Source organism: Pseudomonas triticifolii (assembly GCF_014358015.1).
Taxonomy (GTDB): domain Bacteria; phylum Pseudomonadota; class Gammaproteobacteria; order Pseudomonadales; family Pseudomonadaceae; genus Aquipseudomonas; species Aquipseudomonas triticifolii.
This window is the reverse complement of sequence record NZ_JACONV010000027.1, coordinates 32,666-58,052: the sequence shown is the minus strand read 5'-3', so window position 1 is coordinate 58,052 and position 25,387 is coordinate 32,666. Positions and strand designations below refer to the sequence as shown.

Genomic DNA, 25,387 nt, shown 5'->3' with positions numbered 1-25,387 from the left:
GTGTGTTTGGCATTCAGCGTACTTGCCCTTCGCCATTCCCTGACCTGCAACGCCCACAGAACGCAGCCCACAAAAAAGGCCGCATCTGCATGCGGCCTTCTGATCACAACTCCCCAGACTTACGACGCCAGCTCCGAAGCCTTGGCCTTCACGTCGTCACGACGCTGAATGTACTTCCAGTCAGCTTCATCGATATAGATGCCGTTAGGCCCGCTTCCGCCTTCCAGGTCGATGGCAACGTGGGCAGAGACTTGTGGCTTCACGCTCGCCAGGATCGGCACAAAGCCCAGTTGCAAGCTGGTTTCCAGCAGTGCTGCCTGGTTCTTTTCGTCGATGTCTGCGGCTTCATCCAGGTAGTAAGGCAAGCGCACTCGACCCGCCTGATCACGATCCATCAAGTGCAGCAACAGGTACATGTTGGTCAGCGCCTTGATGGTCATGGTGGTGCCGTTGGAGGCTGCACCGTCTATGTCGGTGTGGATAACCGGCTGGCCGTTGACCTTGGTGATCTCGAAAGCCAGTTCGAACAGGTCCTTCAGACCCAACTGGTTATGGTTTGCCGCCACTAGTCTTGCCAGATACTCCTTGGCTTCTTCGTTCTTGTTGTCCTGTTCGGCACTCTGACTCAGGTCGAAAACCGACAGTGTCTCGCCTTCTTCGTACTGACCCGCGCTGTGGATAATCTGATCAATGTGCTTGAGCGCCTCCTTGTTGGGTGCAAGCACGATACGAAAGCTCGACAGGTTGGACACCTGACGCTTGTTGATCTCGCGGTTGAACAGGGCGAGTTGATGTTCGAGGCTGTCGTAGTCGCTGCGAATGTTGCGCAGGGTACGCGCGATATCGGTGACGGCCGCACGGCGTGCCTTACCCAGTGTCAGCGCTTCGTCGGTGCGATGCGCATACGCATTGATCAGCAACTGCAGGCGACGCTCCATGTCGTCTTCGCTGTCGAACTTCGCCACACCTTTGAGGCGAACCTGTGCGTAAAGCGCTTCAATCTGACCATCGCTGCGCAGCAAGCCTTGCCAGCTGTCCTGATAGTCGTTGAGCAACGGCAGAAGGTTGTCCATGGAGTCATCTATGGGGTCCATGAATGGCGTGCCGAACGGCAGGTCCGCCGGCAACAACTGTCGACGGCGCAATGCGTCGTCCAGCGTGCGTTGCTTGGATTCCAGATCGCCGATCTGCCGTGCGACCAATTGCAGCTTGGCCGACAGTTGCTGGACGCGCTCGGTGAATGCATCGCTTGAGCGTTTCAGTTCATCCTGCGCCGCTTCCATCTGCGCCAGATCTTCAAGCTTGGAAGACTCTTCTGCGCTCAAGGTCTGGCAACGACGGAAGTCTTCCAGTGCTTTCTGGGCATCCAGCACTTGCTGATACAGCGCTTCGGTTTGCGTCTTGCTGGCCGAGCGGTCTGCCGCCACAGCCTGCTGAGTCTTGAGTTGCTTCAGTTCTTTTTCCAGCCGCTCCTTCTGATCACGCAGCGCGGCACGATCGGCCAAAGCCTGCAGTGCGGGAGGTTCGATGCTTGACAGGTTGATCGTCAACCCAGGCACCGCGAACTGATCACCCTTGAAGCCATCCAGAATGGTTTCCAGCGATTTGACCCATGCATCGCCGTCATCCAGTGCAATGCCCTGGTCGCCCAGCGGCAGGCTGAACAGCGAGCTGTTGAACAGGCGCATCAGGCGTTCGACATCGGGCTGCGAGAACTCTTCGCGCAGGCGCGCATAGCTGTTGTTGTCTGCGTGATCGAGTTGCTGCTTGACCGATTTGAGACGCTTCTCCAAGTCGCGCAGTCGTTCATCAAGGTCCTCGGCGCTGAACTGCCGAGACTGTGCCAGTGCACCGGCCAGCTCATCGTGAGCATCCTTGGCGGCGAGCAATTGCTGCTCCAGGACTTTGACGTCGTCGACCAGGGCAAAACGGTTTTTCAGTACGGAAAGCTCACCGAGCCAGCGCTGAAGGCTGCTGATTTCGCGTTCCAGACGCATCAGCTCCTGAGTGCTGCTGCGCTGGTCGTTCTGCATGGCATCCTGCTGAGCGCGATAGTGCTCAGCCTGGATGACCAGTTCTTCCTTGCGGGCCCCGGAATAGTCCGACCAGGTACCCAGCAGCGAGTCCAGCACCGGTGAAAGGCGATGCAGTTTGCCGCGTAGCAGGTCGCGTTGCTTGACGCCTGCAGCCAGTGCCTCGACCAACGGTCCGGCCAGCACCAGCGAGTTGTAGTCCTGTTCCATGCGGCGCACATCGCGGAAGGCTTCTTCACACGCGGCAATATAATCGACGCTGCCGGAGCGCAGGCTGTGCTCGAACGCATCGAGAAACAGCTGCTTGAGTTTGGCGGCGGTGATCTCGCGCATGTGCAACAGGTTGATGAACAGTGCGCGGAAGGTCTTGAGGCTCTGCTCGCTGGTCGAGCGCAGCGGGATCAGCGTCAGGTCCAGCGGAATCGAGGTGTGGCCGCCGACCAGCAGGCGACGCAGTTCGTCTGGCTTGAGCTCGTAGGCTTTGAGGCCCTTGCTTTCCAGATTGCTGAACAGCTCCTTTTGACGCAGGCAGGTGTCATCTTTCTGGTAATGCCCCAGGTCCAGCTCGCCAGCGTAGGCGAAGAACTGGTGCCCGAAGCCACCGCCCGGGCCGCGTCCAACTACACCTATGACGTGCGGGCCGTGAGGCAGGGAGACCTCGACCAGGATGTAGCTGGTATCCGAGGCAAAGTAAAAGCGCCGGGATTGCTCCAGGCTGTATTTGCCGAAGCTCATGTCTGACATGCGCGCCAGAATCGGGAATTGCAGCGCGTTGATCGAGGCGCTTTTGCCGAGGTTGTTCGCGCCGTACACCGACAGCGGATTCTCCAGCGGGAACAGACCCAGGCTGTAGCCTGCGGTATTCAACAGGGCGAAACGGCGAATGCCAAAGCGTTCCTGGCTCATGCGTCCAACTCCTGTTCATCGGCGATGGCGCGAGCCAGAGCCTCTTCTTCGGTTTCCTCGCTGAATTCAGCCAGGTCCAGTGGATCGTCGGTTTCCAGCAGCTTTTCATCGCTGTCGTCATCGATGAGAACGGGCGTCGGCAAGGGCAGGGCGCTGTGCAGGCTGGCTGCCAGGTCACGGTCCTGTTGCACTGACAGGCACACGTCGAGAAAACGGTGCATAGGCGGCAAGAAGCGATAGGTGCCGACTTCTTCGCTGGCAAAACCCAGTTGGGTCATGCGGCGCATGATTTTCTCTTCCAGTTCTTCCTGGGTCTGGACCTCGGCCTGCAGAAACAGGTCGCGGTACTTCTCCAGCATGGAGGGCAGCTCATCGCGCCCCAGGCTGCCGCCGTCCAGCACCGCCATCGGGTCGCGACCCTGATCGGCCAGGTGCTCAACCAGAATGAAGGTGAACAGTGCCAGGCGCTGTGCAGTCTTGTTGACCTGCGCGGCAGCCAGGTCTGGCACGAAGTAATAGAAGCCGCGGGTGTCGCACACCAGCTCAAAGCCCAGTGCCTTGAACAGGGTGCGGTACTGGTCCTGGAAATTGGAGAGTTGAGCGTACAGTTCCGGGTCGCGGCGGCTGACGTGGTAGCCCTTGAACAGCTCGCGAAAGATCGGGGCGAGCTGGGACATTTCGGATAGATCAAGATGCATGAACAGTGCTCTCGGAATTCTCTGGCTGCTTGTCTTCACCAGCAAGCAGGGCAAAGGAGCGCAGGCTGACGCGGTGCTCCCGTGTGTAGTAGTCGCGGCGCTCCAGGCGTTCGCGCTCGAAGCGCTTGTCGCGGGACAGGCGCGAAAACCAGTACAGCAATTCTTCTGTTTCGCCGTTCGGTTCCTGCTCCAGCAGCCAGGTCATCAGGTCCGGCATCGGCAGAGCGTTTTCACAGCGATCAAGCATTTCCTTGACCGTACGTGGCGCGCGCGGTGGCTCGCCTTTGCGCGTGGTGCTGGCCTTGGGAAAGCGTGCGGGTTTGGGCTCGAAGCGTGCCAAAGCGTAAACGTAGGCTTCAACCTGACTGGCGCTGCCCAGAAAGGTGCTTTGCGGACGCGTGAACATCGGCATCGCCGCCTGCGGCACCGCATCAAGCCCTTTACGGCGGATGGCCGACAGCGCCAGCGCGGCACCTCGCGTGACCGCGTTGTGGCGGCGTGCTTCTTCGCGCAGCGGCAACAGCAGCTCGCGAGCATGACGCAGAGTGAGCTGGGCGCTGGTCTGCATTTCCAGAATGCGCGCATGGGTGCGCAGCAGCATGTCGTCATCGACCAGATGACCGAGACGTTGCTGTTCGGTCAGCAGGCGCAGCAGAACATTTTCGACCTTACGCACACCTTGCTCGAACGCGCCGTCGGCGTTGACCAGTTGAATCATCGGCTCGACATACTCATCCCACGTTGCCAGCACTTCTGCATAGCGTTGACGTAGCGGGATCTGTCGGTCGCTGGTCTTGGCGCGATCGGCTACAGCCACCAGTGCCTGTTCGTCATTGGCGAGCTTTTTAAGTACGTCGCGTACGCGCATGTCCAGCAGTCGCAGTTGCCGGGCCAGGTCATTGGCATCGCGGATATCGAAAGCGTCCTGGATGTAACCGGCCAGGCGCTCCAGATGGCGCAGATAGGCTTCGATCTCAAGGCACAGGCCCAGACGGTGTTCGCGGCGCAGGTACGACAGAAAGTCGTGAATCTGCGCGTTGAGTTCAAAGCGGTTCGGGCTTTTGGCGACAGGTACCAGAATGTCCAGACGAATCCACACGTCCAGCAGATTGGTGATGTCTTGCGGGGTGCTGTCCTGTTGTTGAGCGGCAAGCTGCAGGCGCAACTCGCTCAGGCTCAGGGTGCCCTGGTCGAAGTGTTCGCATAAGGGCTCGAGTAGCGCCCAATGCTCGGCAAGGGCGCGCAAGACGCGCTTGGGTTCGATCATGGAGAGGCCGACTGTTGGCAAATGAAAGGCGGCGATTGTACTGCATCATTCGCCCAAGATTTCACCGCCGGACGATATGCTGCAGCACGAACGGGCGAACAACGCTAGAATTGCGCGCCTAACTTATCCACAGGTGACCGACCCTTGCTCAATGAGTCCCGTCGCCGCGCCTATCTGACCGCCATGCAGGTGGTCAACTGGCTGCCGCGCACTGAACTGCCGTTCGCTGCACCGTCCCGTCCGGAACTGCTCGCGCCGTTGCCGCCGCCGGTCGAGGTGCCGAGTGCCGTGCCAGCAGTTTCGTCGCCTGAGCCGGTGGTCGCGGATAACGTCGTACCGATGCAACGGCCGCCTGAGCGCCCCAGGATTGAAGTACCGCGGCCCTCTCTGGCCAGTACCCGAACCGTCGCGGCTGCCGCCGAGGAGGCCGAACCCGCGCCGCCCAAGGCAGTGGTGATCCCGCCGCCGCGCTTTGCCCTGCAATTACTGCGTGCCGGACGTTGCTTGCTGCTGGTGGAGTTATCCACTGGCCAGCCGTTCCAGAGTCGCGACCCCTCCTATCTGTTGCTCAAGGACATGCTGCGTGCCGCCGGTTTGCCGGACAGCCCGCAGATCATCGGCGAGCCTGTGCGCTGGCCGTTATTGGTTCGTGGTCAGATGGATCAGGGGCCGGAAGCGGCGCGTGATTTCTTGCAGGGTTTCGTGGGTGCCAGGCTTGAGGATGAGCCGTGCGCCTGTCTGTGGCTGGTCGGTCTGCCTGCCGTGAAATTCGCTGGCGAAGCCGATGCCGAATCCTATAATCGCGAGCTTCAGGTGGAGGGCCTGGGTACTGCCTGGGCGCTGCCGGGGCTGGAATTACTGATGGACGAGCCTGAACGCAAGGCCGATGTCTGGACAGCCATGCGTCGGCTGATGACGCGCTGGAAAACAATTGATGAGTGATGCAATAAGCTTCCGCCCGATGACCGAGGCCGATCTGGATGCGGTGCTGAAGATCGAATACGCAGCCTTCAGCCATCCCTGGACCCGTGGCATTTTTCTGGACGGGCTCAAGTCGTATGAAATCTGGCTGATGTTCGAAGGCGCTCAGCAGGTAGGGCATGGCGTGGTTCAGGTCATCATCGACGAAGCACACCTGCTCAACATCACGGTGAAGCCCGAAAGTCAGGGCCGTGGCCTGGGGCTTCTGCTGCTGGACCACCTGATGAAGCGTGCCTATGCGCTCAATGCCCGTGAGTGCTTCCTTGAGCTGCGCGACAGCAACCGCCCGGCCTATCGTCTGTATGAAAACTACGGTTTCAACGAGATAGGCCGGCGGCGCGATTATTACCCGGCAGTGGGCGGTCGCGAAGACGCTGTGGTCATGGCCTGTACTCTGCTGGAATAAACCGGGTCATAACCGGCCTCAGCGCCCGGCCTTGCCGTCCAGCGGGTCGACGATAGCCATTTCTTCTTCATCCAGCCCATCACCTCCACCGATATCGTCTTCATCGACGACCGTCAGGTCCAGGTCCGCAGGGCTGTTTTCGCCGCGTTCATTGGCCGAGCGCGCACCGTCTTCGTGAATCAATGTTTCCGGGGAAAGGTCGTCGTCGGTCGGCTGATGGTCTGGCGTGGATGCCCCTGTCATTCCCGCCTGGCGTACGCGCTCATCCGGAATTTCATGTTGCAGCTCGTCTTCGGGAATAAGATCACCGATACGGGCGGTTTCTTCATCCTTGAAGTTCAGCTCTTCCATCGAGCCCATCCGGTCTTCGTTGTCGTCGATGGGCTCCGGTTGGGTGGCATCGAATGGACGGCGTGAATCGTTCATGACAAATCCTCTTTGCAGGTGGTCTTGTTAGGTGGACCGGTCGCACCTTTGAAGATTCCTTTTTTTGTCATGCAAGGTGATTGCAAGTAGTGGCACAAAGACGTGACTCCCGGTGCCGAAGACCAGTCCAACGCTGAGCACCATAAACGAGGCATCAAAGCATGAACGATCTACAAGATTTGATTGATAACAATGCACGTTGGGCCGAGGCGATCAAACAGGAGGATCCTGATTTCTTCGCCAAGCTGGCTCGCCAGCAGACCCCGGAGTTTCTGTGGATTGGTTGCTCGGATGCACGCGTTCCCGCCAACGAGATTGTCGGCATGTTGCCTGGCGATCTGTTCGTACACCGCAACGTCGCCAATGTTGTGCTGCACACGGACCTGAACTGCCTGTCAGTGATTCAGTACGCCGTGGACGTCTTGAAGGTCAAACACATTCTGGTGACCGGTCACTATGGCTGTGGCGGCGTTCGCGCCTCCATGCAGGACCGTCAGTTCGGCCTGATCGACGGCTGGCTGCGCACGATTCGTGACTTGTATTACGAAAATCGTAATGTGTTGGCGCAACTGCCTACCGAAGAAGAGCGTGTCGATCGCATGTGCGAGCTGAACGTGATTCAACAGGTCGCCAACGTCGCCCACACCAGCATCGTGCAGAACGCCTGGCACCGTGGTCAGAGCCTCTCGGTGCATGGCTGCATCTATGGCATCAAGGATGGCCGCTGGAAGAGTCTGGACACCACCATCAGCGGCTTCGAGCAGTTGCCGCCTCAGTATCGCCTGCGTCCGCAGGACTGATCGAACGTCCGTATCCGGCGCTGTGCTGCCTGCAAGGCACACAGCGCCCGGTGTTCACAGGACAAATCGTTGCACCATCAGGTTCAGATCGGTCGCCAGCATCGACAATGCGTTACTGGCGACCGTGGTCTGCTGCGCGCCGGATGCGGTTTGCGTCGACAAGTCGCGAATGCTGCTCAGGTTGCGGTCCACTTCACCCGCCACCTGCGCCTGCTGTTCTGCAGCACTGGCGATCAACAGATTGCGGTCGTTGATGGTGCCGGTCGAGCTGATGATCACGTTAAGTGCCTCGCCGGTCGCAGCGGCTTGCTCCAGAGTCAGGCTGGCTTGCGAAGCCGTGTTACGCAGTGAGCTGGCGGTTTGCTGGGTGCTTTGCTGCACGCCACTGATCAACCCTTCGATTTCCGTGGTCGAGGCGCTGGTGCGCTGCGCCAGTGAGCGAACTTCATCGGCGACCACGGCAAACCCGCGCCCGGCTTCACCGGCACGTGCTGCTTCGATGGCGGCGTTGAGCGCCAGCAGGTTGGTCTGGTTGGCGATGGCACGAATCACATCAAGAATACTGCTGATGCTCTGAGTGCGCTCGGCCAGCCCTTCGGCCTGATGCGAAGAGTCCAGCACGTTCTCGGTCAGCTCCTTGATTGAGCTGATGGTTGCCGACAGTTTGACCTGGCCCTGCGCTGCCGCCTGAGTGGACGCTTCGGACTCGCTCACTGTGTTGCTGGCATTGCCTGCCACTTCGACGGCAGCCTGACTCATCTGGTTAACGGCCACTGCCGCCTGTTCGATTTCGGTGTTCTGCAACTTGAGATTGAGGGCGCTGGCTTCTGCAATGCTGCCCATTTCCTGCACCGCCTGAGACAACTGCGTGGCGGCCGCATAGATCTGATCGATGGTGCCATGCAGGTTGGTGCGCATGCGCCCCAGTGTGGTCAGCAGCAGCGCGGTTTCGTCCTTGCCTTGCGGTATGTCGTGCTGGGTGAGGTCGCCATCGGCAATCGTGCTGGCGATGTGCAGGGCGTGGCGAACGGGGTGGATGATGCTCACGCTCAGGCGCCAGGCCAGCAGCAGGGTCAATATCAGGGCGGATGCAATAGCACTTAGCGCAATGATGCGCGTTTGCTCGAAACTGACGCTTGCGGCGTCTACGGCAGCAGCGGCACTTTGCTTGTTGAGTTCGCGCAGCAATTGCACCTGCATGTCCATCAGGTCGCCCTGCATCGCCAGCATGGTATTAGCCAGCATGCGTGCGTCATTCAGCTTGTTTTGTTCGATCAGGGCAATCTGATCCTGCAACCCTGGCATGAAGGCTTTGTAGGCGTCCTGCAGGGCGATGATCGAATCATGTTCGGTACCTGTGGTGACACGCGCCAGGTAATCCGCGAAGCCTTTTTCGACTTCGTTCTTGAGCTGCTCGACGTTGATCTTGCTGTTGATGACTGCGCCCGGATCATCGGCGTTGGCAATCAGGCGGGTTGTCTCGCTGCGCAGTTTGACCAGGCCGATGGCAATGGCATCGGCCATGGCAATGCTGGGTAGCGCGCCGCTCTCTACAGCTTCGCCCTGATTGCGGATCGACTGCATCTGCAGCAGACAGAAAGCGCCCAGCGCGACCATCAACAATGATGTGATACCGAAGCAGATCACCAGGCGTGGCGTGATTTTGAAGCGGCGCAGCACTGTCGTCCTGGACTGTCGGCGCAAGAAACGGGGCAGGAATTTTTTCACGGCACATGACCTTAATAAGCGGACCCTTTCGGAGAGCCGTTTATAAGGCATCTGTGTGATGTCTTTGTGACATCTTTTGCGGGTGTCGCCTGGATGTCCGAAAGAGCCAGATCGTGAGGCGTCAGTCGTCTGAAACGCCGATTTCTTCCATCAATTCGTCCAGGCAGCGCTTGAGTCGCTCATGCCTCACTTTCGCCAGAGAAGCGCCCGTATCGGTTTGAAAACCGTCGGCCAGATGCAGCAGCTTGGTGTGAAAGTGATCCACCGCAAACTGCTGGTCGTCATAGGGGCGCTGTGTGGCCTGAGGATCTTCGGGGTCGTACAGATGGCGACCCATGCGTCCGGACACGTAAAACACCCGTGCTACGCCGACCATGCCCAGCGCATCGAGGCGGTCGGCGTCCTGCAGGATTTTGGCCTCAAGCGTCAGCGGCGTGATCTGCGCAGAAAAGCTGTGGGCCTCGATGGCGTGGGCGACCGAGGCAATGCTGAGTTCGTCCCAGCCCATTTCAGTCAACACGTCGGTTGCCCTGGCTGCCGCGAGTCGCGATGCGCTGGCGCGAAAGGGCGAGTTCTTTTCAACGGCGACACAGTCATGCAGCAACGTGGCCGCCAATAGCAGTCGCGCGTCACCGCCCTCATGGTTGCGGATGGCACAGACATTCTTCCAGACGCGCAGCAGGTGCGCGATATCGTGTGAACCGTCGACTTTCTCGGCGTGGGTATGCGGGATCAACACGCGAGCCAGATCTTCGAACGGGGCGAAGCGGTCGGTAATCATCTACGTCTCCCGATGCATGTGCGCTGACCGAAGCATTGCAGAAAGCTGATCGAGAGACCAGCGTGCCGGGAAACATGATCCGACCTTCGACGGGTGCAATGAGCTGGAACTGATGTGGCATCAATTGCAGGAAAAGTATCGCAATAACCAGCCGATGCTGGCGTTGCTGGGTGAAACCTGGCCGCACCTGTGAAGGGTAGGGCGTTAAAACGCGCGCTCGCCCCCTGAAAGTGTAAAAGCCCTTTATAATCCATGGTTTTTACCCGATGCGAGAACCCCTGTGAGCTTACCGTCCTGCCCGAAATGCAATTCCGAATACACTTACGAAGACGGCTCTTTGCTGATCTGCCCGGAATGCGCCTATGAGTGGTCCGCTGACGGTGGCAGCAGCGATGCCGCTGACGACGTGAAAGTCATCAAGGATTCCACCGGAAACGTGTTGCAGGACGGCGATACCATCACCGTGATCAAGGACCTCAAAGTCAAGGGTTCTTCGCTGGTGGTCAAGGTCGGCACCAAGGTGAAGAACATCCGTCTGGTCGATGGTGATCACGACATCGATTGCAAGATCGATGGCATCGGTGCCATGAAGCTCAAGTCCGAGTTTGTCCGCAAGGTCTGATCCCACGCCTCGCCGGTCTAATGACCGGCGGAGCCTTTTCTTTTCTACAGCAGGGCCCGCTCATGCCGAAAACGCCCGCACCCTATCTCAAGCCGGATGAGTGCGTCGTGCTGTTCGACGGCGTCTGCAAACTGTGCAACGGCGTGGTGAAGTTCCTGATTCGCCACGACCCAGAGCGGCGCCTGCGACTGGCGGCAGTGCAGTCCGAAGAAGGCCAGACGTTGCTGAGGTGGGCGGGGCTGCCACTGGATGACTTTCATACCATTGCGGTGATCCAGAACGACCGCGTGTATCTGCGCTCCGACGGCTTTCTGCACATCATGCGTTTATTGCCTGCGCCGTGGCCGCTGCTGAGTGTCCTGCGGGTGTTTCCGCGTTTCCTGCGCGACTGGGCCTACAACCGCATCGCGCGGAACCGCTATCGCCTGTTTGGCCGTTACGATCAGTGCCTGCTGCCATCGCCTGATCATGAGACGCGCTTTCTCGGGGCGTCTTCGTCAGAGCGTGGATAAGGCGATCCTTACATGACCGGCGGTCACTTGCCGCACGTGTGTTTCATGGATGTGTTGTGATCCACTGCATCGGGCCTTAGAATTTCGCTCATTCGGCTGCATCTCCCATATCGACAATAATCCACTTCGCACGCTGCGCTCGGTCTTCATCATTGAGCGGGGCGTTTTCGCGTTGGTTTTTTCGTTGGGAATGTTGTCATGTGTCTGACGGCGCGCGGTCTCGCGGCACACAAGCGCTATGAATGGCGGCTTGCTGCGATGGCGCCGGTTTGACAAGCGGCAGCCCCGGATTTGTAAAAATGCCATACGTGATGCACATGTGTGGCGGTAGACCTTCGGGTCGCAACCCACTTTTAGCGTTGTATATTTTTGATGACGACACCTCCGAATGCACATACCGGCAGCTGGCTTGGCGTACTCGCCCTGGCCCTCGCTGCCTTCATTTTCAATACCACGGAGTTCGTGCCGATCGGCTTGCTGAGCAACATCGGCAAAAGCTTTGACATGACCACGGCGCAGGTCGGCCTGATGCTGACGATCTATGCTTGGGTCGTGTCGCTGATGTCGCTGCCGATGATGCTGATGACGCGCAATATCGAGCGGCGCAAATTGCTCATCGTAGTGTTTGGTGTGTTCGTGGTCAGCCACATTGTTTCGGCCGTGGCCACCAGCTTTACGGTGTTGTTGATCAGTCGGGTTGGCATTGCGTTTGCGCATGCGGTGTTCTGGTCGGTCACGGCATCGCTGGCGGTACGTATCGCGCCGCCCGGCAAGCAGGTCCAGGCGTTGGGATTGCTGGCCACCGGCACGTCGCTGGCCATGGTCTTGGGCATTCCGTTGGGTCGGGTGCTGGGCGAAGCGCTGGGCTGGCGCACAACCTTCATGGGAATCGCAGGCGTTGCCGCCTTGGTCGTGGTGCTGTTGACCCGCTCACTGCCTCTGCTGCCAAGCCAGAACTCAGGATCGCTGAGAAGCCTGCCGATGCTGTTCAAGCGCCCGAAACTGATGGCGGTGTATCTGCTGACTGTGCTGGTTGTCACCGCTCACTTCACAGCCTACAGCTATATCGAGCCCTTCACGGAGACCGTTGCGCACCTGAGCGGCGAAGTCACCACCATCCTGCTGTTGGTCTTCGGTGGCGCGGGCGTCATGGGTTCGATCGTGTTCAGCCTGTTCAGTGACCGTTTTCCCAATGGCCTGTTGATCACAGCCATTGGCACCATTGCGCTGTGTCTATTGATGCTGCTGCCGTTGTCCGGCGATGCCGTGACGCTGGGCACGCTGACCGTGGTGTGGGGCATGGCCATCATGAGCTTCGGCTTGCTGTTGCAGGCCCGCGTGCTGTCGCTGGCACCGGATGCAACGGACGTGGCGATGGCGCTGTTCTCGGGGATCTTCAATATCGGGATTGGTGGCGGGGCGCTGCTCGGCAGTGTGGTGAGCAGTCAGTTGGGCGTATCGAACGTCGGTATTGTCGGTGGCCTGCTGGCCCTTTGCGGGTTGGCGCTGTGCTGCTTTACCACCTATCACTTCGGCAAGTCGGCCGAGGCTGCCGAACTTCAGGCCGAACGCAAATTCTGATCAGTTCATTGACTCACTGACCGGCCTTGCCGGTCAGTGAGCCCGTCAGGTCAGGCCTTGAGACGGCCCAGCCATTCCAGCGACGTTCTCCAGATACAAATCCCCAGAAAATACGCCGACATCGCCAGCCACAGCCCCATGACAACCGGGCCGTTGTGCGGATGGTTGATGATCAGCAGTGCGCTCGCTAGCAACCAGACCGCTGTGACCGCAATGTTGATTGGCATGAAACGGCGTACCCGGAACGGGTGCAGAAACTTCATGCGGGTCAGGGTCAGCAGCGCCAGCGCGATGATAGTGATGAACGTCATCCACGGGCTTGGCGAGAGGATATAGAGGCACAGTACAACGACGTTCCATGCGGCGGGGAAGCCCTGGAAGTAATTGTCCTTGCTCTTCATATCGACGTTGCAGAAGCAGAACAGCGACGACACCAGAATCACCGACACGCTCAGCAGCAGCGTGTAATCAGGCACTGGGATGTAGCGGTAGAGGAACAGTGCAGGAATGAACACATAGGTCAGGTAGTCAATGACCAGGTCCAGCACCGAGCCGTCGAAGTGCGGCAGCACCGAGGTGGTGTTGACTTTGCGGGCCAGCGAACCGTCCACCCCATCCACGATCAGGGCAGCGCCAAGCCACAACAGGCAGGCTTTGGGTTCATTGTTGAACAGGGCAATCGTCGCCAGGAACGCAAGGACCACGCCAGTGGCGGTGAAGCCATGCGCGCCCCAGGCGTTGAGTCTGGCTATGCGTTGATTGGTTATCACGGGGCGCTCTCCAGGAAATAATGCTTGTCAGGGTTTGCCGTAAACCTGACCGGTAGCAACTATCGACCCGGCAACCGGCGATAAGGTTCAGCGGTGACTATCGCTCGTTTCCCTGTCGTTTTCCAGAAAACGGCGATCCGAACTGGACCGCTCGTCTCTGTATTCTTCCGGTTCGACGAAGCGGGTAGGTGGCGCGCCATTGGCATTGAGCTGGTTGATCAGCGTTGGCTGGCCTTTGTCGTTGAACAAAACCTGACCCACACCCGCAGAATTCCACAGCCGTTCGCCGGCTTTGCTGTGTTCTGGCGTCCGTGGGATTACCTTCATCAGGCGTCGCTGGGTGAACCAGTTCAGCGGCGAACGTGGCGAGTATAACCACCGATTCAACCGATCAAAAGTGTCCAGCAGACGTCGAGGGAATTCATTCTTGATTCCACTGCTGGTGATTTGCCAGATACGGGGGCCGCCATTGCGATGGCGAATCAGGATTTCATAGACGAATGAGTAGTGAACATCACCCGACAGGATCACGTAATTGCCCGGCGTTCTGGAGTGCCGGAAGATGTTCAGAATGACCTGGGCAGCGCCACGATGGGCCATCCAGTTTTCCGCATCGACCAGCAACGGGTAGCCGCACCAGCTGAAAATACGCTGGATGGCCTCGATCAGCTTGACCCCGAAGATCGGCGCAGGCGAAACGATGATGGCTGATTTGTGATCAATCAGTTCCTGCTGCAGTTCGCACAGCGCTTCCCAGTCCATCAGGCCGGACGGGTGATTGAAGTTCGATTCACTGCGCCAGCGACGCGTGCGCGTGTCCAGCACCACCAGCGCGGGGCGGGTCGGCAGCACGTAGTGCCATTGCTGAAATTTCAACAGTTGATCAATCAGCGCATCCTGAGTCTTGCTGCGCAACTGATGGTTGTCGCTGAGCGCTTCCTTGCTCAGTATCTGGGCTTGCCCGATGAGTTCGCTCAGCGCGTCCGGGTTGTTGCCCCAGCCCTGACACAGCAGGTAGGCGATCAGCGCGTTGCCGATAATGCGTTTCGAAAAGGGATGGCCATAAGCGGTCTGTTCCCAGTTCGCTGACAGGTTCCAGTCGTCGGTGATGTCGTGGTCATCGAATATCATCATGCACGGCAGGTGCGCCATGGCGCGAGCGACGCCACCCAGGCCGTCACGGAAATCGTCGATGATCACCTGTTCCCTGGCATAACGCTCGCGCTCTTCGGTGTCGAGCGCCGGCATGTCCGGTTTGACCAGGGACCAAGGGGTCGGCGACCAGACCAGCAGGTACATCGCCATGACCTCTGCCAGCGTCACCAGATGGTTGTCGGCGGTCGCGCTGGTGAATACTGGCTTGCTGGTGCCGCCGAAGAAACGCTCACGCAGCGTGTCATTGCTTTTCAAGGCGGGCAGCAGGTCGGCGCGCTGATAATAGCTGGCCGGGTGGTCATACAGGCTCTGGCTGTCATCAACCACTGCACCTTCAAGCATCTCGTCGAACAATCCCAGACGGTCGATCAGCAGGTGAATCTCGCGCAGCATCGGGCCTGCAACGTCGTCCGAGTAAACCTGATCGCCACTCATCATCAGCAGCGCGGGGCGCTGCAACGGATCGGTAGACTCCGCCAAGAGGCGGTCAACGCACAGCAATCCTTCCGCCGAGCCGTGATGAGGCTTGCGACACGAGCCGTGGAGCATGTGGTCGATGGTGCTGCGCACCACGAAGTTGGGGTAGCTCGCGCCGCTGTACAGCAGGTGAGGTGCCCAGTCGGCAATGCCGGTCTGCTCGTCGTCGATGCGCAGATCGTAGTCGATCAGGCAGTCCCGGGGCAGCTCACGGTCCAGATGCACATCAATTAAATGGATGAACGCACGCTGGCCGATGGCAATGACCTGGCATTGCTGGTCGTCGAGCGGGTAGTCCGCGAACGCCGCATCAGCGTGCCCGACAACCCGCAGGCGCAACGTCAGGGGCAGTGGGCGTGAGCCCACGAGCCATAAAACCAGACGATTGGCTTCCTGGCGGCGCAGTACGGGACCGGCAAGAACGACAGGTAACGAAGCAGGCTGTGTTGCGGGCGAGGGGTGCATCCTGATTTAAGGCTCTGACTGATAAAGACTGGAAATAGTAACGCAGGGCAGCTGGAAAGTTCCTGTTACACAAAAGCGTATTGCTCTCAGCATGTTTCAACGTTCCCTAAGGACAAGGCGTTCCGTGAGAAAGCTCTTACGTCATCTCAGAAAGTATCGTTCGTACACTTTAGTGTTTTGGTGCATTGCCGATAGACGGTGTACATGGAGCTCCACGTCGACGCATGCACGCGTTTTGTAAGGGAGCCTCACCCAGCTGTTTTGACTAAGGGTTCTGTCATGAACTGGTTCTACAACGCCAAGCTGTCCACCAAACTCTTCATCTCGTTCGCGCTCTGTGCGCTCATCACCCTTGTGGTAGGCATGATCGGTAGTCAGGGCATCGGTGACCTTTCCGAGAGACTCAAGCTCACGTTCTCCAACAACCTGGTCTCGGTCGCCAAAACCAGCGAGACCAAGACCAACGCCATTGCCCAGAACCGTGACTTGTACCGCCTGCTGTCGGCAGTAGCCGCTAATGCGCCGCAGAGCGCCAAGGACGAGGTTATTGCTAACTTGCGTGAAAACCGTGCTCAGGCTGAAAAGGCTTACGCCATCTACCGCAGTACGCCGCTTGCGGACGACGAGCGCGCCGCTGCGGAGCTGATGGACAAAGACTGGCCTGCTTATCAGGCATTAGTTGATCGGGCCATCAGCGTGGCAATGTCCGGTGACATCGTGGCGGCAAGATCCCTGATCGACGGCGAGGTGCGCGACATCTATCGCAAGATTATGAATGAGCTGAACATCATGGTGGACTCCAACGCTCGCCAGACGGGTGAGGGTGCCGTCGCTGCTGGCAAGACCGAGTCCGCTGCCAAGCTCAATCTTTACATCGGCATCGGTGTCGCCTTCCTGGCGGCGTTCCTGCTGGGGATGTTCATCAGCCGCGTGATCAGCCGGCCGATTGCCTCTGCGCTGGTCAATGCGCAGCGCATTGCAGGCGGCGACCTGACCCAGCCGATTGTCAGCACTCATCGCGATGAAGCCGGGCTGATGCTGTCCGCGCTGGGGGATATGCAGAGCAGCCTCAAGAGCACCATCGGGCAGATTTCCAGCGCGGCGGACCAGCTCGCTTCGGCCGCCGAGGAGTTGAATGCGGTGACCGAGGAAAGCAGTCGTGGTCTGACGCGTCAGAATGACGAAATCCAGTTGGCTGCCACTGCCGTCACGGAAATGACTGCCGCCGTTGAAGAGGTAGCACGCAACGCCATGTCGACCTCCGATGCCTCGAAGCTGACCAGTACCGAGGCCGCCAACGGTCGTGACCAGGCGCGTGAAGCGGTGAACGCCATCAATACAGTGAGCAGCGAGATCAGCAGTTCCACCGCGATGGTGGAAGAACTGGCAGGACGTGTTCGCGAAATCGGGCAGGTGCTGGACGTGATTCGCGGCATTGCCGAACAGACCAACCTGCTGGCGCTCAACGCAGCTATTGAAGCGGCCCGTGCAGGCGAGCAAGGCCGGGGCTTTGCGGTCGTGGCTGATGAAGTGCGTGCGTTGGCCGCGCGTACCCAGGCCTCCACTGGTGAGATCGAGGCGATGATCGGCAGCGTCCAGAGCAGCGCTGACCAGGCGGTTCGCGCCATGGGCAATAGCCGCACACTGGCCAGCAATACGCAGTCGCTGGCGCAGGCCACGGGTCAATCGCTGGAACGCATTGCCCTGAGCATCTCGGAAATCAACGACCGTAACATGCTGATTGCGACGGCCTCGGAAGAGCAGTCCCACGTGGCTCGCGAAGTGGATCGCAACCTGATCAACATTCAGGACCTTTCCACCCAGACCGCCGCTGGCGCCAACCAGACCAGCGCGTCTAGCCAGGAACTCTCGCGTCTGGCTATCTCATTCAACAACCTTGTGGGCAAATTCAAGGTCTGATGGTTGAGCAAGGACCGCGCGTCCCGGACGCGCGGCGTTTACGAATGACGCATTCGGTCAGAGGCTCAAGCGCTTCTGAAAAAAGAAGCGTGTGTGGCCAGGTGGGTAATCGTCGATCTGGCCAAATTCGGTGTAGCCGTGGCGTCGATAAAAGTCCGGTGCCTGAAAGTCGAAGGTGTCCAGCCAGATTCCGACGCAACCTTTGTCGATGGCCAGCTCCTCGGCCATCTGCATCAGGCGGCTGCCCGTGCCTTGTCCTCTGGTTTGCTCAGGCACCACCAGTAGCTCGATGAACAGCCAGCGATAAAGAACCCGCGCATGGAGGCCGCCAATGATCTCCCCTGTCTGGTCATCACGTACCAGCAGCGCGATTTTTTCTGACAGTCCATCCCCGGCCTGCTGGGCGTTGTAGCGCCTCAGAGGCTCCAGAATCGCCAGACGGTCGTCCTCGGTGGGGTCGGTCTTGACTTCGATGTGCACGCTCATACGGTGGCTCCCAGCCATTGATTGCAGTCCGGGAGAGTAGAGCGCTACGCAAACAGGGTAAAGCCCAGTCGCCGCGCACGAACCTGACAGCGTCGCTTCAGGCCATACGGATGCAGTTGCGCCCGGCGTGCTTGGCCGCGTAAAGCGCGATATCAGCGGCGTTGATCAACTGATCGGCCGTGGCGCTGGGTGCGGTTGCCGCCGCGACGCCCAGACTGATAGTGACCACTGCGCCGTCACCTTGCGCCGGATGGGGCAGTTTTAGCATGGCCAGCGCGGCTTTCAGGGTATCGGCAAGATCCCTGGCCTGAGCCGCGTCCGTGTTGACCATCAGAATCAGAATCTCCTCACCGCCGTAGCGAAACGCCACGGCACCCTTTTCCTGTGCGTTCTGCTGAATCACCTGACTCATCAGCTTCAGGCAGCTGTCGCCCTGAGGGTGACCGTAGTTGTCGTTGTAGGATTTGAAATGGTCGATGTCCAGCAGGATGAACGCGACCTTCGTTGGCTTATCACGCGCTCGCTCCCAGATCGAGGTCACCAGCTCGTCCAGATAGCGGCGATTGAACAGTCGGGTCAGGGCATCGGTGCGCGCGACTTCCATCAACTGCACGTGCAGCAACCGCCCGCGCAGCGCGAATAGATAGCTCAGCCGGGCACCTCGCTCGAGGAAGTAGGACGCCATCAACAATAGAGCCACGGTGCAGACGAAGAGCAATGCATTGGCCTGCCAGGTCATGGCATCAGGGAAGGCGGCGAGGTGGGTAATGACAAGCAGGATGGTAAGCATGCACGGCATTGCAACGGCGGCGTAGCGAAACGGCAACTGCTGGATCATCGTGCAGTACACCATGACCAGCAGCATGCCCAACTGGTAGTGGAGTTTATAGGGGGTGTCGCTGTACAACATGACGGCCAGTGGCATCAGCGACGACAGTACCGTGCCGACCGCCGCAGTCGTCTCCATGGCCCATCTGGACTTCATGCGCTGAATCAGTAGCAACATGGCGATAAGCATCGGGGTAATCACGCACAGTCTGCCCAGCGCTGCATAGACGAATACATCGCGCAGCATCAGCCAGTCGCTGATCAGGTAGAGGTTGTACACCACCACACCGACGATACCCACAGCAGTGATGAAGCGACGTCGCTGTTGCTGCGTATCCGCCTCATACCGTTGTTCGAGCGCCGGGCTGAACCTCAACCTGCTCACCCCTGAGGCAATCGTTCGCTCGACCTCGGCAAGCGTCTGCGAGTCTTCAAGGCCTGAACGGTCTAGGGCGGGAGTGAGCATGCGGCACCGGGTAATAGCAACGAGTCTTTTACGACAGCGTAGACGATGTCTTAGTGCCATCATTCGATGTGTGCTTTTAGCTGCCGATATTTTACGGCAAGGCGTTGTCCGTTTTTGCCGGGGTCACGTGAATACGATTTACAGAGGTAGCGCCCTTGGCTCAGGGGGTGCCCACGTTGAAAATGGCCACTTTTTGGGTCAGGTGGTCGGCGAGCAATTCCAGCGCTTTGCTGGCGCCCGCGATCTGGTGCGATCCTGCTGCCGACCTGACTGTCGAGTCGTGGATGCGGCCGATGTTTTTGGCAACATCTTCGGCGACCGCACTTTGCTGGACAGCAGCGCTGGCGATCTGGGCGTTCATCTGATTGATGGCACCTACTTCCTGACTGATTTTCGACAGCGCACTCTGAGCGTTACGGGTTTGCGTGACCGTCCGGGTGACCAGGTCGCAACAATTGCGCATGGTCTGTGCCGCAGCCTCGGTTCCGCTTTGCAGGTTGCCGATCATTTCACGAATTTCCTGGGTCGACTGCTGAGTACGGTTGGCCAGCGAACGTACCTCATCGGCCACCACGGCAAATCCTCGTCCGTACTCGCCTGCACGAGCGGCTTCGATAGCTGCGTTCAGCGCCAGCAGGTTAGTTTGTGATGCAATGGAGTTGATGACTTCAATGACGGTCTCGATGCTTTCGCTGTGCCTGGACACCTCTTCGACAGTGACAGTGGTGTGCCCCAGCGCCGTTGCCAATTCTTCGATGGCTTGCGTGGTATCGGCCACCAGGCGGTTGCCGCTCTCGACTTCGCTGTCCGCCTCGCGGGTGGCTGTTGCCGCTCTGGAGGCATAATCGGACACCTCACTCACCGTTGCCGCCATCTGCTTGATGGCCGTCGCAACCTGCTCGGCCTCGCGTGTCTGAAGGCTGATGTGGTCATTGTTGAGTGCGGAGGTCGCCGAAAGCTGGCTGGAAGACTGATTGACCTCATTCGCTGACAGGCGCACCTGGGTGATAGTGTCGGCGAGGCGGCCAAGCGTGGTGTTCAGCACACCCATCACGCTGTCGGGGTAATGCGTGACGATGGTCTGCCGCAGATCGCCAGCGGCCAACTGCTGGATCGCTTCGGCGACGTCGACAGGTTCAGCGCCCAGTGTGGATTTCACGAAGCGAATGATAAAGAACGCCAGAGCGATGCTTAGCAGCAAGGCTGCGCCGGTGGCCAGCAGCATCAATCCGGAAAACCGGCTTGCGGTTGTCTGCACCTCATTGAGCTGAGCCTTGATGGTGGCTTCTTCGTAATCGATCAGCGCGTTGATGCGCTTCAACCATTCACTGTAATCGCCTGACGTGCGACTGAGCAGCAGCGCCTGGGCACCCGCAATGTCACCGGCGCGGCGCAGGTCTATCACAGCCCTGGTCGAGGCCAGCGTTTTCACTTCAATGTCTTTGATCGCGCGCAGCAGTTCCTGCTCTTCGCGTGTCACCCCCGGCGAACTGATCAGCACATCCATAGGGCGGGCCGAGTCGGCGTAGGCTTTTTCCAGGCTCGTAACCTCAGCCAGATGGATGGCCAGGTCCTGATCGTTATTCACCAGCACGGCGTCGCGTATGGCGATGGCCCGATTGTGCACGCTGCCGCGAAAGTTGATGGCGTAGCGCTGGACCTTGGCTGCGTTGTCATTGACGTCTTGCAGCGTGGCGTCTATCACGCCGACACGCTGGATACCCACGGCCGTAATCAGAACGAGCAGCGATACGATAGCGGCGAAGCCGAGACCGATGCGGGTAGCAAGGCGAACTGGTTTTTTCATGGGGGGTGGGCTCGGAGTTACCGGATAGGGTATGGCGATGATGCCATAGCGTCATCATCTTGAGTGTCGAGAACATACGACAGAGTGGGTAGAGGGGCTAATAAAGAATGTGCAACGTCATCAATAGAAAAGGGTAATCATAAATTTTTACGTGATAGAAAATATCGAGGCGTATTTTGTAATTGTCGGTGGAACGTCGGCTGCCGACCATCTACCTGGCTTTTTGGCGTAGTACTCGACTATTCTGGGTGAAGCGATTTAGTCAGCGGAGGATGCACGATGTATTCAAAGCCCGATCTTCAACGAGTTCTCGAAACAGCTTTTTCGCCCTCCCGATGCGAATGCGTCATGGCGGCGGACGACACGTTTTCCGTCAAGCTCCTCAACCCCGAATCAGGCGACCTGCAGCTCTATGTGACGGGGTTGCCTCTGTCTGAGCTGTCCACCAGCAGATCCATTGCACGGCTGGTGCTTTCACTGAAAGAGCAGAGAGACCTCATGGGGCAGATGGAATTGTCCATGAAGCGACTGGCATAAGCGGGCTGAAAACCCGGCGCCAGCCCAGACCGGGCTACTTTCGGAAACTCATCGACGGCCTCTTTGCCTCGGTAGAACGGGACATAATTGCGGGCGTCCTGCTAATACACGTGCCCGCCTTACTCTAGATAGGCCCAGCTATCGGCACCGTCGAAATGACGCACGGGTGTCATCCCGATCAGTTCGCGATCGAAATTATTGATATTCACGCCAACGCCGACACCTGGTTCGGGCAGGATGGCTTCCCAGTGCGTGACACATCCACAATTTTTGCAACGGATTGTCCTCAGCGTTTTCTGCCCCCAAACGTACGATGAGGTGTTTTGAGGGTGCCCTTCGAACGTGACTGCACCGGCTTCGTACTGAGCCCAAACAGCACCGAGTCTCAGGCATATCGAGCAATTACATTTGATAGCGTGAGCGGGCAGATGCGGGATGAGCACACGCACGTTTCCACAATGACAAGAGCCTGCTAGCAGCCCATCTTTGGCGTTGGTTTGCATGTCGATTCCGTGGCCGATTTTATGCCGGGTGCCCAACTGAAATTCAGCCAGGCACGCTTTGGTGTTCATTCATGGGGCAGCAGGTTATCTGTCTCACTTGCCCGCTGCGTCAGCAGAAGACGCAGAACGCCTTTAGCAGGACGCAACGCTTCAGCGCACTGGCAGTTGATACCATCAATTAGTTGCTAAAGACACACAGGACGATACACCGAGGGATGGCGCAGGGGATGCAATGAGGGAAAGCCAGAAACAAGAAAGCCCGCACGAGGCGGGCTTCTTGTTGAACTTGGTGGCTACACAGGGACTTGAACCCCGGACCCCAGCATTATGAATGCTATGCTCTAACCAACTGAGCTATGTAGCCAAGTGGCGCGCATTATTCGCGCAGAACGCATATGTGTCAAGCGTCAATGTGAAAAATAATTGCGTGTGATCAACCGGTTAGCCTGCGACCCGCTATCGAGGCCGCTTTTTCAAGGGGTTTAGCGAAGCCGATCGCCACACTGATCGGGTTCATTCACGTCGCGTTGATAACCTGGCCAGTCTTTGAGTCCTCCAGGACAGGTGAGCCGTTGCAGTTCTTCGCGTACGCCCTGGACCTGCTCTTCGTTCAACTGGAGCTTTCATGGCTGTAAGACGATGCGTGGCGAGGCTGAAGGCCTGTTCATGAATGAGGCCTCCTGTGTCAGACAATTCAGCGGGTCGAACCGGTTCCGAGAGCGACGCTTGCTTTTCATATTGCCGATGCAAAATGAATGGTTCATGGGCAAAACAGGTTCTTAGAGCTGCCAGTTCGGTCCGGTTCTTGCTTCGGTGCGTGGGATACGTCAATTACAGTACTTTTCAACACAAAAAAAGAATAGTGACCTCACTTTTCGTACCAATGTGAGGCGACATGTATCGCAACTGAATCAATTACATGGCATTTTGCCGTAAGCGTTTTATAAAAAAACACCTGCTGCGCTGTTGCAGGTGTACACGGGGAGTTGCAGGACATGAACAGTCTTTTGTCACCGGGCATGCGCTTGATGGGGCATTTTGGTTTTGCTCGCAAGTTTCAGGTCTTGTTCCTGCTGTTCATGCTGCCGCTGGTGGGCAGCGGCTGGGTGATCGCTACTGATTATCGCAACAAGCTGGCGGTTATCTCCGGCGAGCAGTCAGGTGTGCGGCAATTGATGGCGCTCGATGAGCTGAACGTCGAGCTGTCCGCCCAGCGCGATCATGCGGCGCGCTGGAAGGCTGCCGACATCCTCAAGGAGCCGACCCCGGAAGCCCGCGCAGCGATGGCCAATGTCGATGCAGGGAATCCGCGCATTGCCAAGGCGCTTGAAAACCTGGGCGCGGCCTTGAACAAGGAAAGCGCCCCCGACGACACCATGAACCGCTACAAGACGCTTCAGGCGTCCGTTACCGGCATGGACACCGTTTCGCTGCGCACTGTGGGCTGGTGGCCGGATGGGTACGACCGTTTTACGACTGCCCTGAGTAACGTGCAGGCGTTGCGCGAGCAGATCGCCATGGACAGCGGCCTGATCCTCGACCCCTGGCTTGAAACCTACATGCTGATGCAGCTGTCCACCCAGCAGGTGCCGGATCTCATCGAGCGTATCGGGCGCATGTCCAGTATTGGCCAGACCTCGGTCGCCTCGGGGCAATTCAGTCTGCAAAGCCGTCTGCAAATGCGCGATTTGCGCAGTCGTATCGACGATGCCAAGGATCAGATGAATAAGGCTGGCGGCCTGCTGATGTCCAAGCTGCCAGCACAAATGCAGGCGTGGGCGACGCAGTACGCGGCTATGACACAGGTGCTGAACGCTGAGTTGAAGGTGCTCGATGAAGGCGTCTTCGGTGGCAGCATCAAGCTCAAGCCGCAAGAGTTCGAGCGCAGCATCGACAGCGTGACCAAAAGCATGGCGGATTTTCGTAATCAGTCGCTGACTTCGCTCTACGACCGGCTTGATTACTACCATGACTCCTCGAACATGGAGTTCATTCCGTTGGCGGCGGTCTTCGGGGTGCTGATGCTGCTGGCGATGTACCTGTTTGCCTGCCTGCAGTCATCGATTCGTCAGAGCGCCAGCGGTATCACGACACTCGCCGAATCCCTGCGCGACGGCAACCTGTGTGTCGAGGTCCCTGTGCAGGGACGCGATGAACTGGCCGCCATCAGTCGCGCGCTGAACGTTGCGGTCGTGCAGTTGCGCACCAGCCTGCTGGGTGTGAATGAGGAAACCGTGCGGGTGGGTGATGCGGTGCTGACGCTCAATGCTCAGTCCAGCGGTACGCTCAACGAAGTCGAGGATCAGCAGCAGCAGATCAGTCAGATCGCGGCGGCGGCCACGGAGCTTGCGGCGACGTCTCAGGGTGTTGCCAGAAGCTGTGAGCAGGCCTCGGCCAGCGCACGGCACACGCGTGCCATCGCAGAGCAGAGCAGCCAGGACAGCCAGCGTACCACCGGCAGCATTCAGCAACTCAATCAGCGCCTGACCGAAACCGCCGCTGCACTGGGCCGTGTCAGCGAGCAGGGCCAGCAGATTCAATCGGTGGTGGATGCCATTCGCGGCATTGCCGAGCAGACCAACCTGTTGGCGCTCAACGCCGCTATTGAGGCTGCACGGGCAGGGGAGCAGGGTCGCGGCTTTGCGGTGGTCGCCGACGAGGTGCGCAGCCTGTCACAACGCACTCAGGCGTCGACGGCGCAGATTGCCGGAACCGTGGACAGCCTGCGCGCCACCGTGACGCAGGCGGTTGATCTGATGGAAGCGGCCTGTGGTCAGGCGGTCAACGATGCACGCTCGGTCACCGGGCTCGGTGAGCGGCTGGGCGAAATTGCCACCGCGGTGCAGGGCGTTACCGACACGCTGGTGCAGATATCCACAGCGGTGGAAGAACAGGCATCGACGGCCGATGAAGTCAGCAGCAACATCCAGCAGGTGGATCAGGCTGCCGGGCGCTTGCTCGAAGGGGCGCGTGCGGTCAACCGCGCAGCGGACACGCTGAGCCAGGGCAGTCGGGCGTTGAACGACAACACCGCGCGCTTCCGTCTGAGCTGACAGCGCCCTACACGCAGATCATCAAGACCGGCCCGGGATTCCCGGTCCGGTCTTTTTCGTTTCTGAGCGCGGTGTATTGTGCGACCAACGGGCGCGCCACGGGCATCAGGAGAGCTGACGGGTAATCGGGCAGCGCGGCATAATGCCCAGGCCTTGAAGGTGAAGTTCCCGCACTCACA

19 protein-coding genes, 1 tRNA gene and 5 pseudogenes are annotated in these 25,387 nt (G+C 58.8%); 10 read left to right on the top strand and 15 right to left on the bottom strand.

Features of this window, described 5'->3' with window-relative positions; all coding sequences use genetic code 11:
- Positions 1-119 precede the first annotated feature (119 nt).
- From mksF to mksB, 3 genes are read right to left on the bottom strand one after another with little or no spacing between them, the layout of a single operon-like run.
- The gene (gene mksF, locus H8S56_RS22515; RefSeq protein ID WP_187519837.1) at positions 120-2,939 is read right to left on the bottom strand and encodes an Mks condensin complex protein MksF; all 2,820 of its coding nucleotides are present in this window, start codon (positions 2,937-2,939) and stop codon (positions 120-122) included.
- Positions 2,936-3,637 carry an Mks condensin complex protein MksE gene (gene mksE / locus H8S56_RS22510; RefSeq protein WP_073173212.1) on the bottom strand — a complete coding sequence of 234 codons (702 nt, stop codon included), beginning with the start codon at positions 3,635-3,637 and terminating at the stop codon, positions 2,936-2,938. Before mksE ends, mksF begins: the two co-directional genes overlap by 4 nt.
- Entirely contained in the window at positions 3,627-4,904 is a 1,278-nt protein-coding gene (gene mksB / locus H8S56_RS22505) for an Mks condensin complex protein MksB (RefSeq protein WP_024693989.1), read from the bottom strand. Before mksB ends, mksE begins: the two co-directional genes overlap by 11 nt.
- 144 nt (positions 4,905-5,048) lie before the next feature.
- Between mksB and H8S56_RS22500 the strand changes: the two genes are divergently transcribed.
- Together H8S56_RS22500 and rimI are read left to right on the top strand one after the other, a co-directional pair.
- The gene (locus tag H8S56_RS22500) at positions 5,049-5,846 is read left to right on the top strand and encodes a hypothetical protein (protein ID WP_024693988.1); all 798 of its coding nucleotides are present in this window, start codon (positions 5,049-5,051) and stop codon (positions 5,844-5,846) included.
- Entirely contained in the window at positions 5,839-6,291 is a 453-nt protein-coding gene (rimI, locus tag H8S56_RS22495) for a ribosomal protein S18-alanine N-acetyltransferase (protein WP_024685761.1), read from the top strand. Before H8S56_RS22500 ends, rimI begins: the two co-directional genes overlap by 8 nt.
- Positions 6,292-6,309: 18 nt before the next feature.
- Here rimI and H8S56_RS22490 read toward each other — a convergent pair whose 3' ends face one another.
- On the bottom strand, positions 6,310-6,717 hold the full coding sequence (locus tag H8S56_RS22490; RefSeq protein ID WP_024685762.1) for a hypothetical protein: 408 nt from the start codon (positions 6,715-6,717) through the stop codon (positions 6,310-6,312).
- Between the two features lie 161 nt (positions 6,718-6,878).
- On the opposite strand from H8S56_RS22490, the gene can reads away from it, so the two are divergent.
- Complete coding sequence (can, locus tag H8S56_RS22485; protein ID WP_024685763.1) at positions 6,879-7,517, top strand: carbonate dehydratase; 639 nt, start codon at positions 6,879-6,881, stop codon at positions 7,515-7,517.
- A gap of 54 nt (positions 7,518-7,571) precedes the next feature.
- Here can and H8S56_RS25080 read toward each other — a convergent pair whose 3' ends face one another.
- The 3 genes and pseudogenes from H8S56_RS25080 to H8S56_RS22475 all read right to left on the bottom strand — a co-directional run bounded on the left by H8S56_RS25080 (position 7,572) and on the right by H8S56_RS22475 (position 10,026).
- Positions 7,572-8,360 (bottom strand): methyl-accepting chemotaxis protein, encoded by a 789-nt coding sequence (locus tag H8S56_RS25080; RefSeq protein WP_408003842.1) that lies wholly within the window; start codon positions 8,358-8,360, stop codon positions 7,572-7,574.
- Between the two features lie 69 nt (positions 8,361-8,429).
- Positions 8,430-9,296 (bottom strand): annotated as a pseudogene (locus H8S56_RS25075) (MCP four helix bundle domain-containing protein); the annotation flags it as partial.
- A gap of 70 nt (positions 9,297-9,366) precedes the next feature.
- Positions 9,367-10,026: an HD domain-containing protein gene (locus H8S56_RS22475; protein WP_187519836.1), complete on the bottom strand. Its 660-nt coding sequence runs from the start codon at positions 10,024-10,026 to the stop codon at positions 9,367-9,369.
- A gap of 280 nt (positions 10,027-10,306) precedes the next feature.
- Here H8S56_RS22475 and H8S56_RS22470 point away from each other — a divergent pair, with 280 nt between their 5' ends.
- The 3 genes from H8S56_RS22470 to H8S56_RS22460 all read left to right on the top strand — a co-directional run bounded on the left by H8S56_RS22470 (position 10,307) and on the right by H8S56_RS22460 (position 12,741).
- On the top strand, positions 10,307-10,648 hold the full coding sequence (locus H8S56_RS22470; protein WP_187519835.1) for a zinc ribbon domain-containing protein YjdM: 342 nt from the start codon (positions 10,307-10,309) through the stop codon (positions 10,646-10,648).
- Between the two features lie 62 nt (positions 10,649-10,710).
- Positions 10,711-11,160, top strand: a complete 450-nt coding sequence (locus H8S56_RS22465) for a thiol-disulfide oxidoreductase DCC family protein (protein ID WP_024693985.1) — start codon at positions 10,711-10,713, stop codon at positions 11,158-11,160.
- Positions 11,161-11,529: 369 nt separating this feature from the next.
- A complete protein-coding gene (locus H8S56_RS22460) occupies positions 11,530-12,741 on the top strand; it encodes a sugar transporter (RefSeq protein WP_187519834.1) in 1,212 nt (403 codons plus the stop codon).
- 50 nt (positions 12,742-12,791) lie between these two features.
- Here the strand turns inward: H8S56_RS22460 and pcsA are convergent, their stop codons facing one another.
- Complete coding sequence (gene pcsA, locus H8S56_RS22455; protein ID WP_024686071.1) at positions 12,792-13,511, bottom strand: phosphatidylcholine synthase; 720 nt, start codon at positions 13,509-13,511, stop codon at positions 12,792-12,794.
- 87 nt (positions 13,512-13,598) lie between these two features.
- Entirely contained in the window at positions 13,599-15,608 is a 2,010-nt protein-coding gene (locus H8S56_RS22450; RefSeq protein ID WP_187519833.1) for an alkaline phosphatase D family protein, read from the bottom strand.
- Between the two features lie 204 nt (positions 15,609-15,812).
- Here H8S56_RS22450 and H8S56_RS25070 point away from each other — a divergent pair.
- Positions 15,813-16,364: pseudogene (locus H8S56_RS25070) on the top strand (MCP four helix bundle domain-containing protein); the annotation flags it as partial.
- A gap of 24 nt (positions 16,365-16,388) precedes the next feature.
- A pseudogene (locus H8S56_RS22445) lies at positions 16,389-17,528 on the top strand (methyl-accepting chemotaxis protein); the annotation flags it as partial.
- Positions 17,529-17,585: 57 nt separating this feature from the next.
- On the opposite strand, the gene H8S56_RS22440 reads toward H8S56_RS22445, so the two are convergent.
- From H8S56_RS22440 to H8S56_RS25060, 4 genes and pseudogenes are all read right to left on the bottom strand, one after another.
- Positions 17,586-18,014: a GNAT family N-acetyltransferase gene (locus tag H8S56_RS22440; RefSeq protein ID WP_032622619.1), complete on the bottom strand. Its 429-nt coding sequence runs from the start codon at positions 18,012-18,014 to the stop codon at positions 17,586-17,588.
- A gap of 97 nt (positions 18,015-18,111) precedes the next feature.
- Entirely contained in the window at positions 18,112-19,308 is a 1,197-nt protein-coding gene (locus H8S56_RS22435; RefSeq protein WP_187519831.1) for a GGDEF domain-containing protein, read from the bottom strand.
- Between the two features lie 160 nt (positions 19,309-19,468).
- A pseudogene (locus tag H8S56_RS25065) lies at positions 19,469-19,972 on the bottom strand (methyl-accepting chemotaxis protein); the annotation flags it as partial.
- Between the two features lie 630 nt (positions 19,973-20,602).
- Positions 20,603-21,115: pseudogene (locus H8S56_RS25060) on the bottom strand (MCP four helix bundle domain-containing protein); the annotation flags it as partial.
- A gap of 279 nt (positions 21,116-21,394) precedes the next feature.
- Between H8S56_RS25060 and H8S56_RS22425 the strand changes: the two are divergent.
- Entirely contained in the window at positions 21,395-21,652 is a 258-nt protein-coding gene (locus H8S56_RS22425; protein WP_024694417.1) for a DUF1652 domain-containing protein, read from the top strand.
- 119 nt (positions 21,653-21,771) lie between these two features.
- On the opposite strand, the gene H8S56_RS22420 is transcribed toward H8S56_RS22425, so the two are convergent.
- Both H8S56_RS22420 and H8S56_RS22415 read right to left on the bottom strand, forming a co-directional pair.
- A complete protein-coding gene (locus H8S56_RS22420) occupies positions 21,772-22,224 on the bottom strand; it encodes a GFA family protein (protein WP_235986848.1) in 453 nt (150 codons plus the stop codon).
- 218 nt (positions 22,225-22,442) lie between these two features.
- Positions 22,443-22,519, bottom strand: a tRNA-Met gene (locus tag H8S56_RS22415).
- A gap of 631 nt (positions 22,520-23,150) precedes the next feature.
- Between H8S56_RS22415 and H8S56_RS22410 the strand changes: the two genes are divergently transcribed.
- The gene (locus H8S56_RS22410; RefSeq protein WP_024686065.1) at positions 23,151-25,208 is read left to right on the top strand and encodes a methyl-accepting chemotaxis protein; all 2,058 of its coding nucleotides are present in this window, start codon (positions 23,151-23,153) and stop codon (positions 25,206-25,208) included.
- The last annotated feature ends 179 nt before the right edge of the window (positions 25,209-25,387 follow it).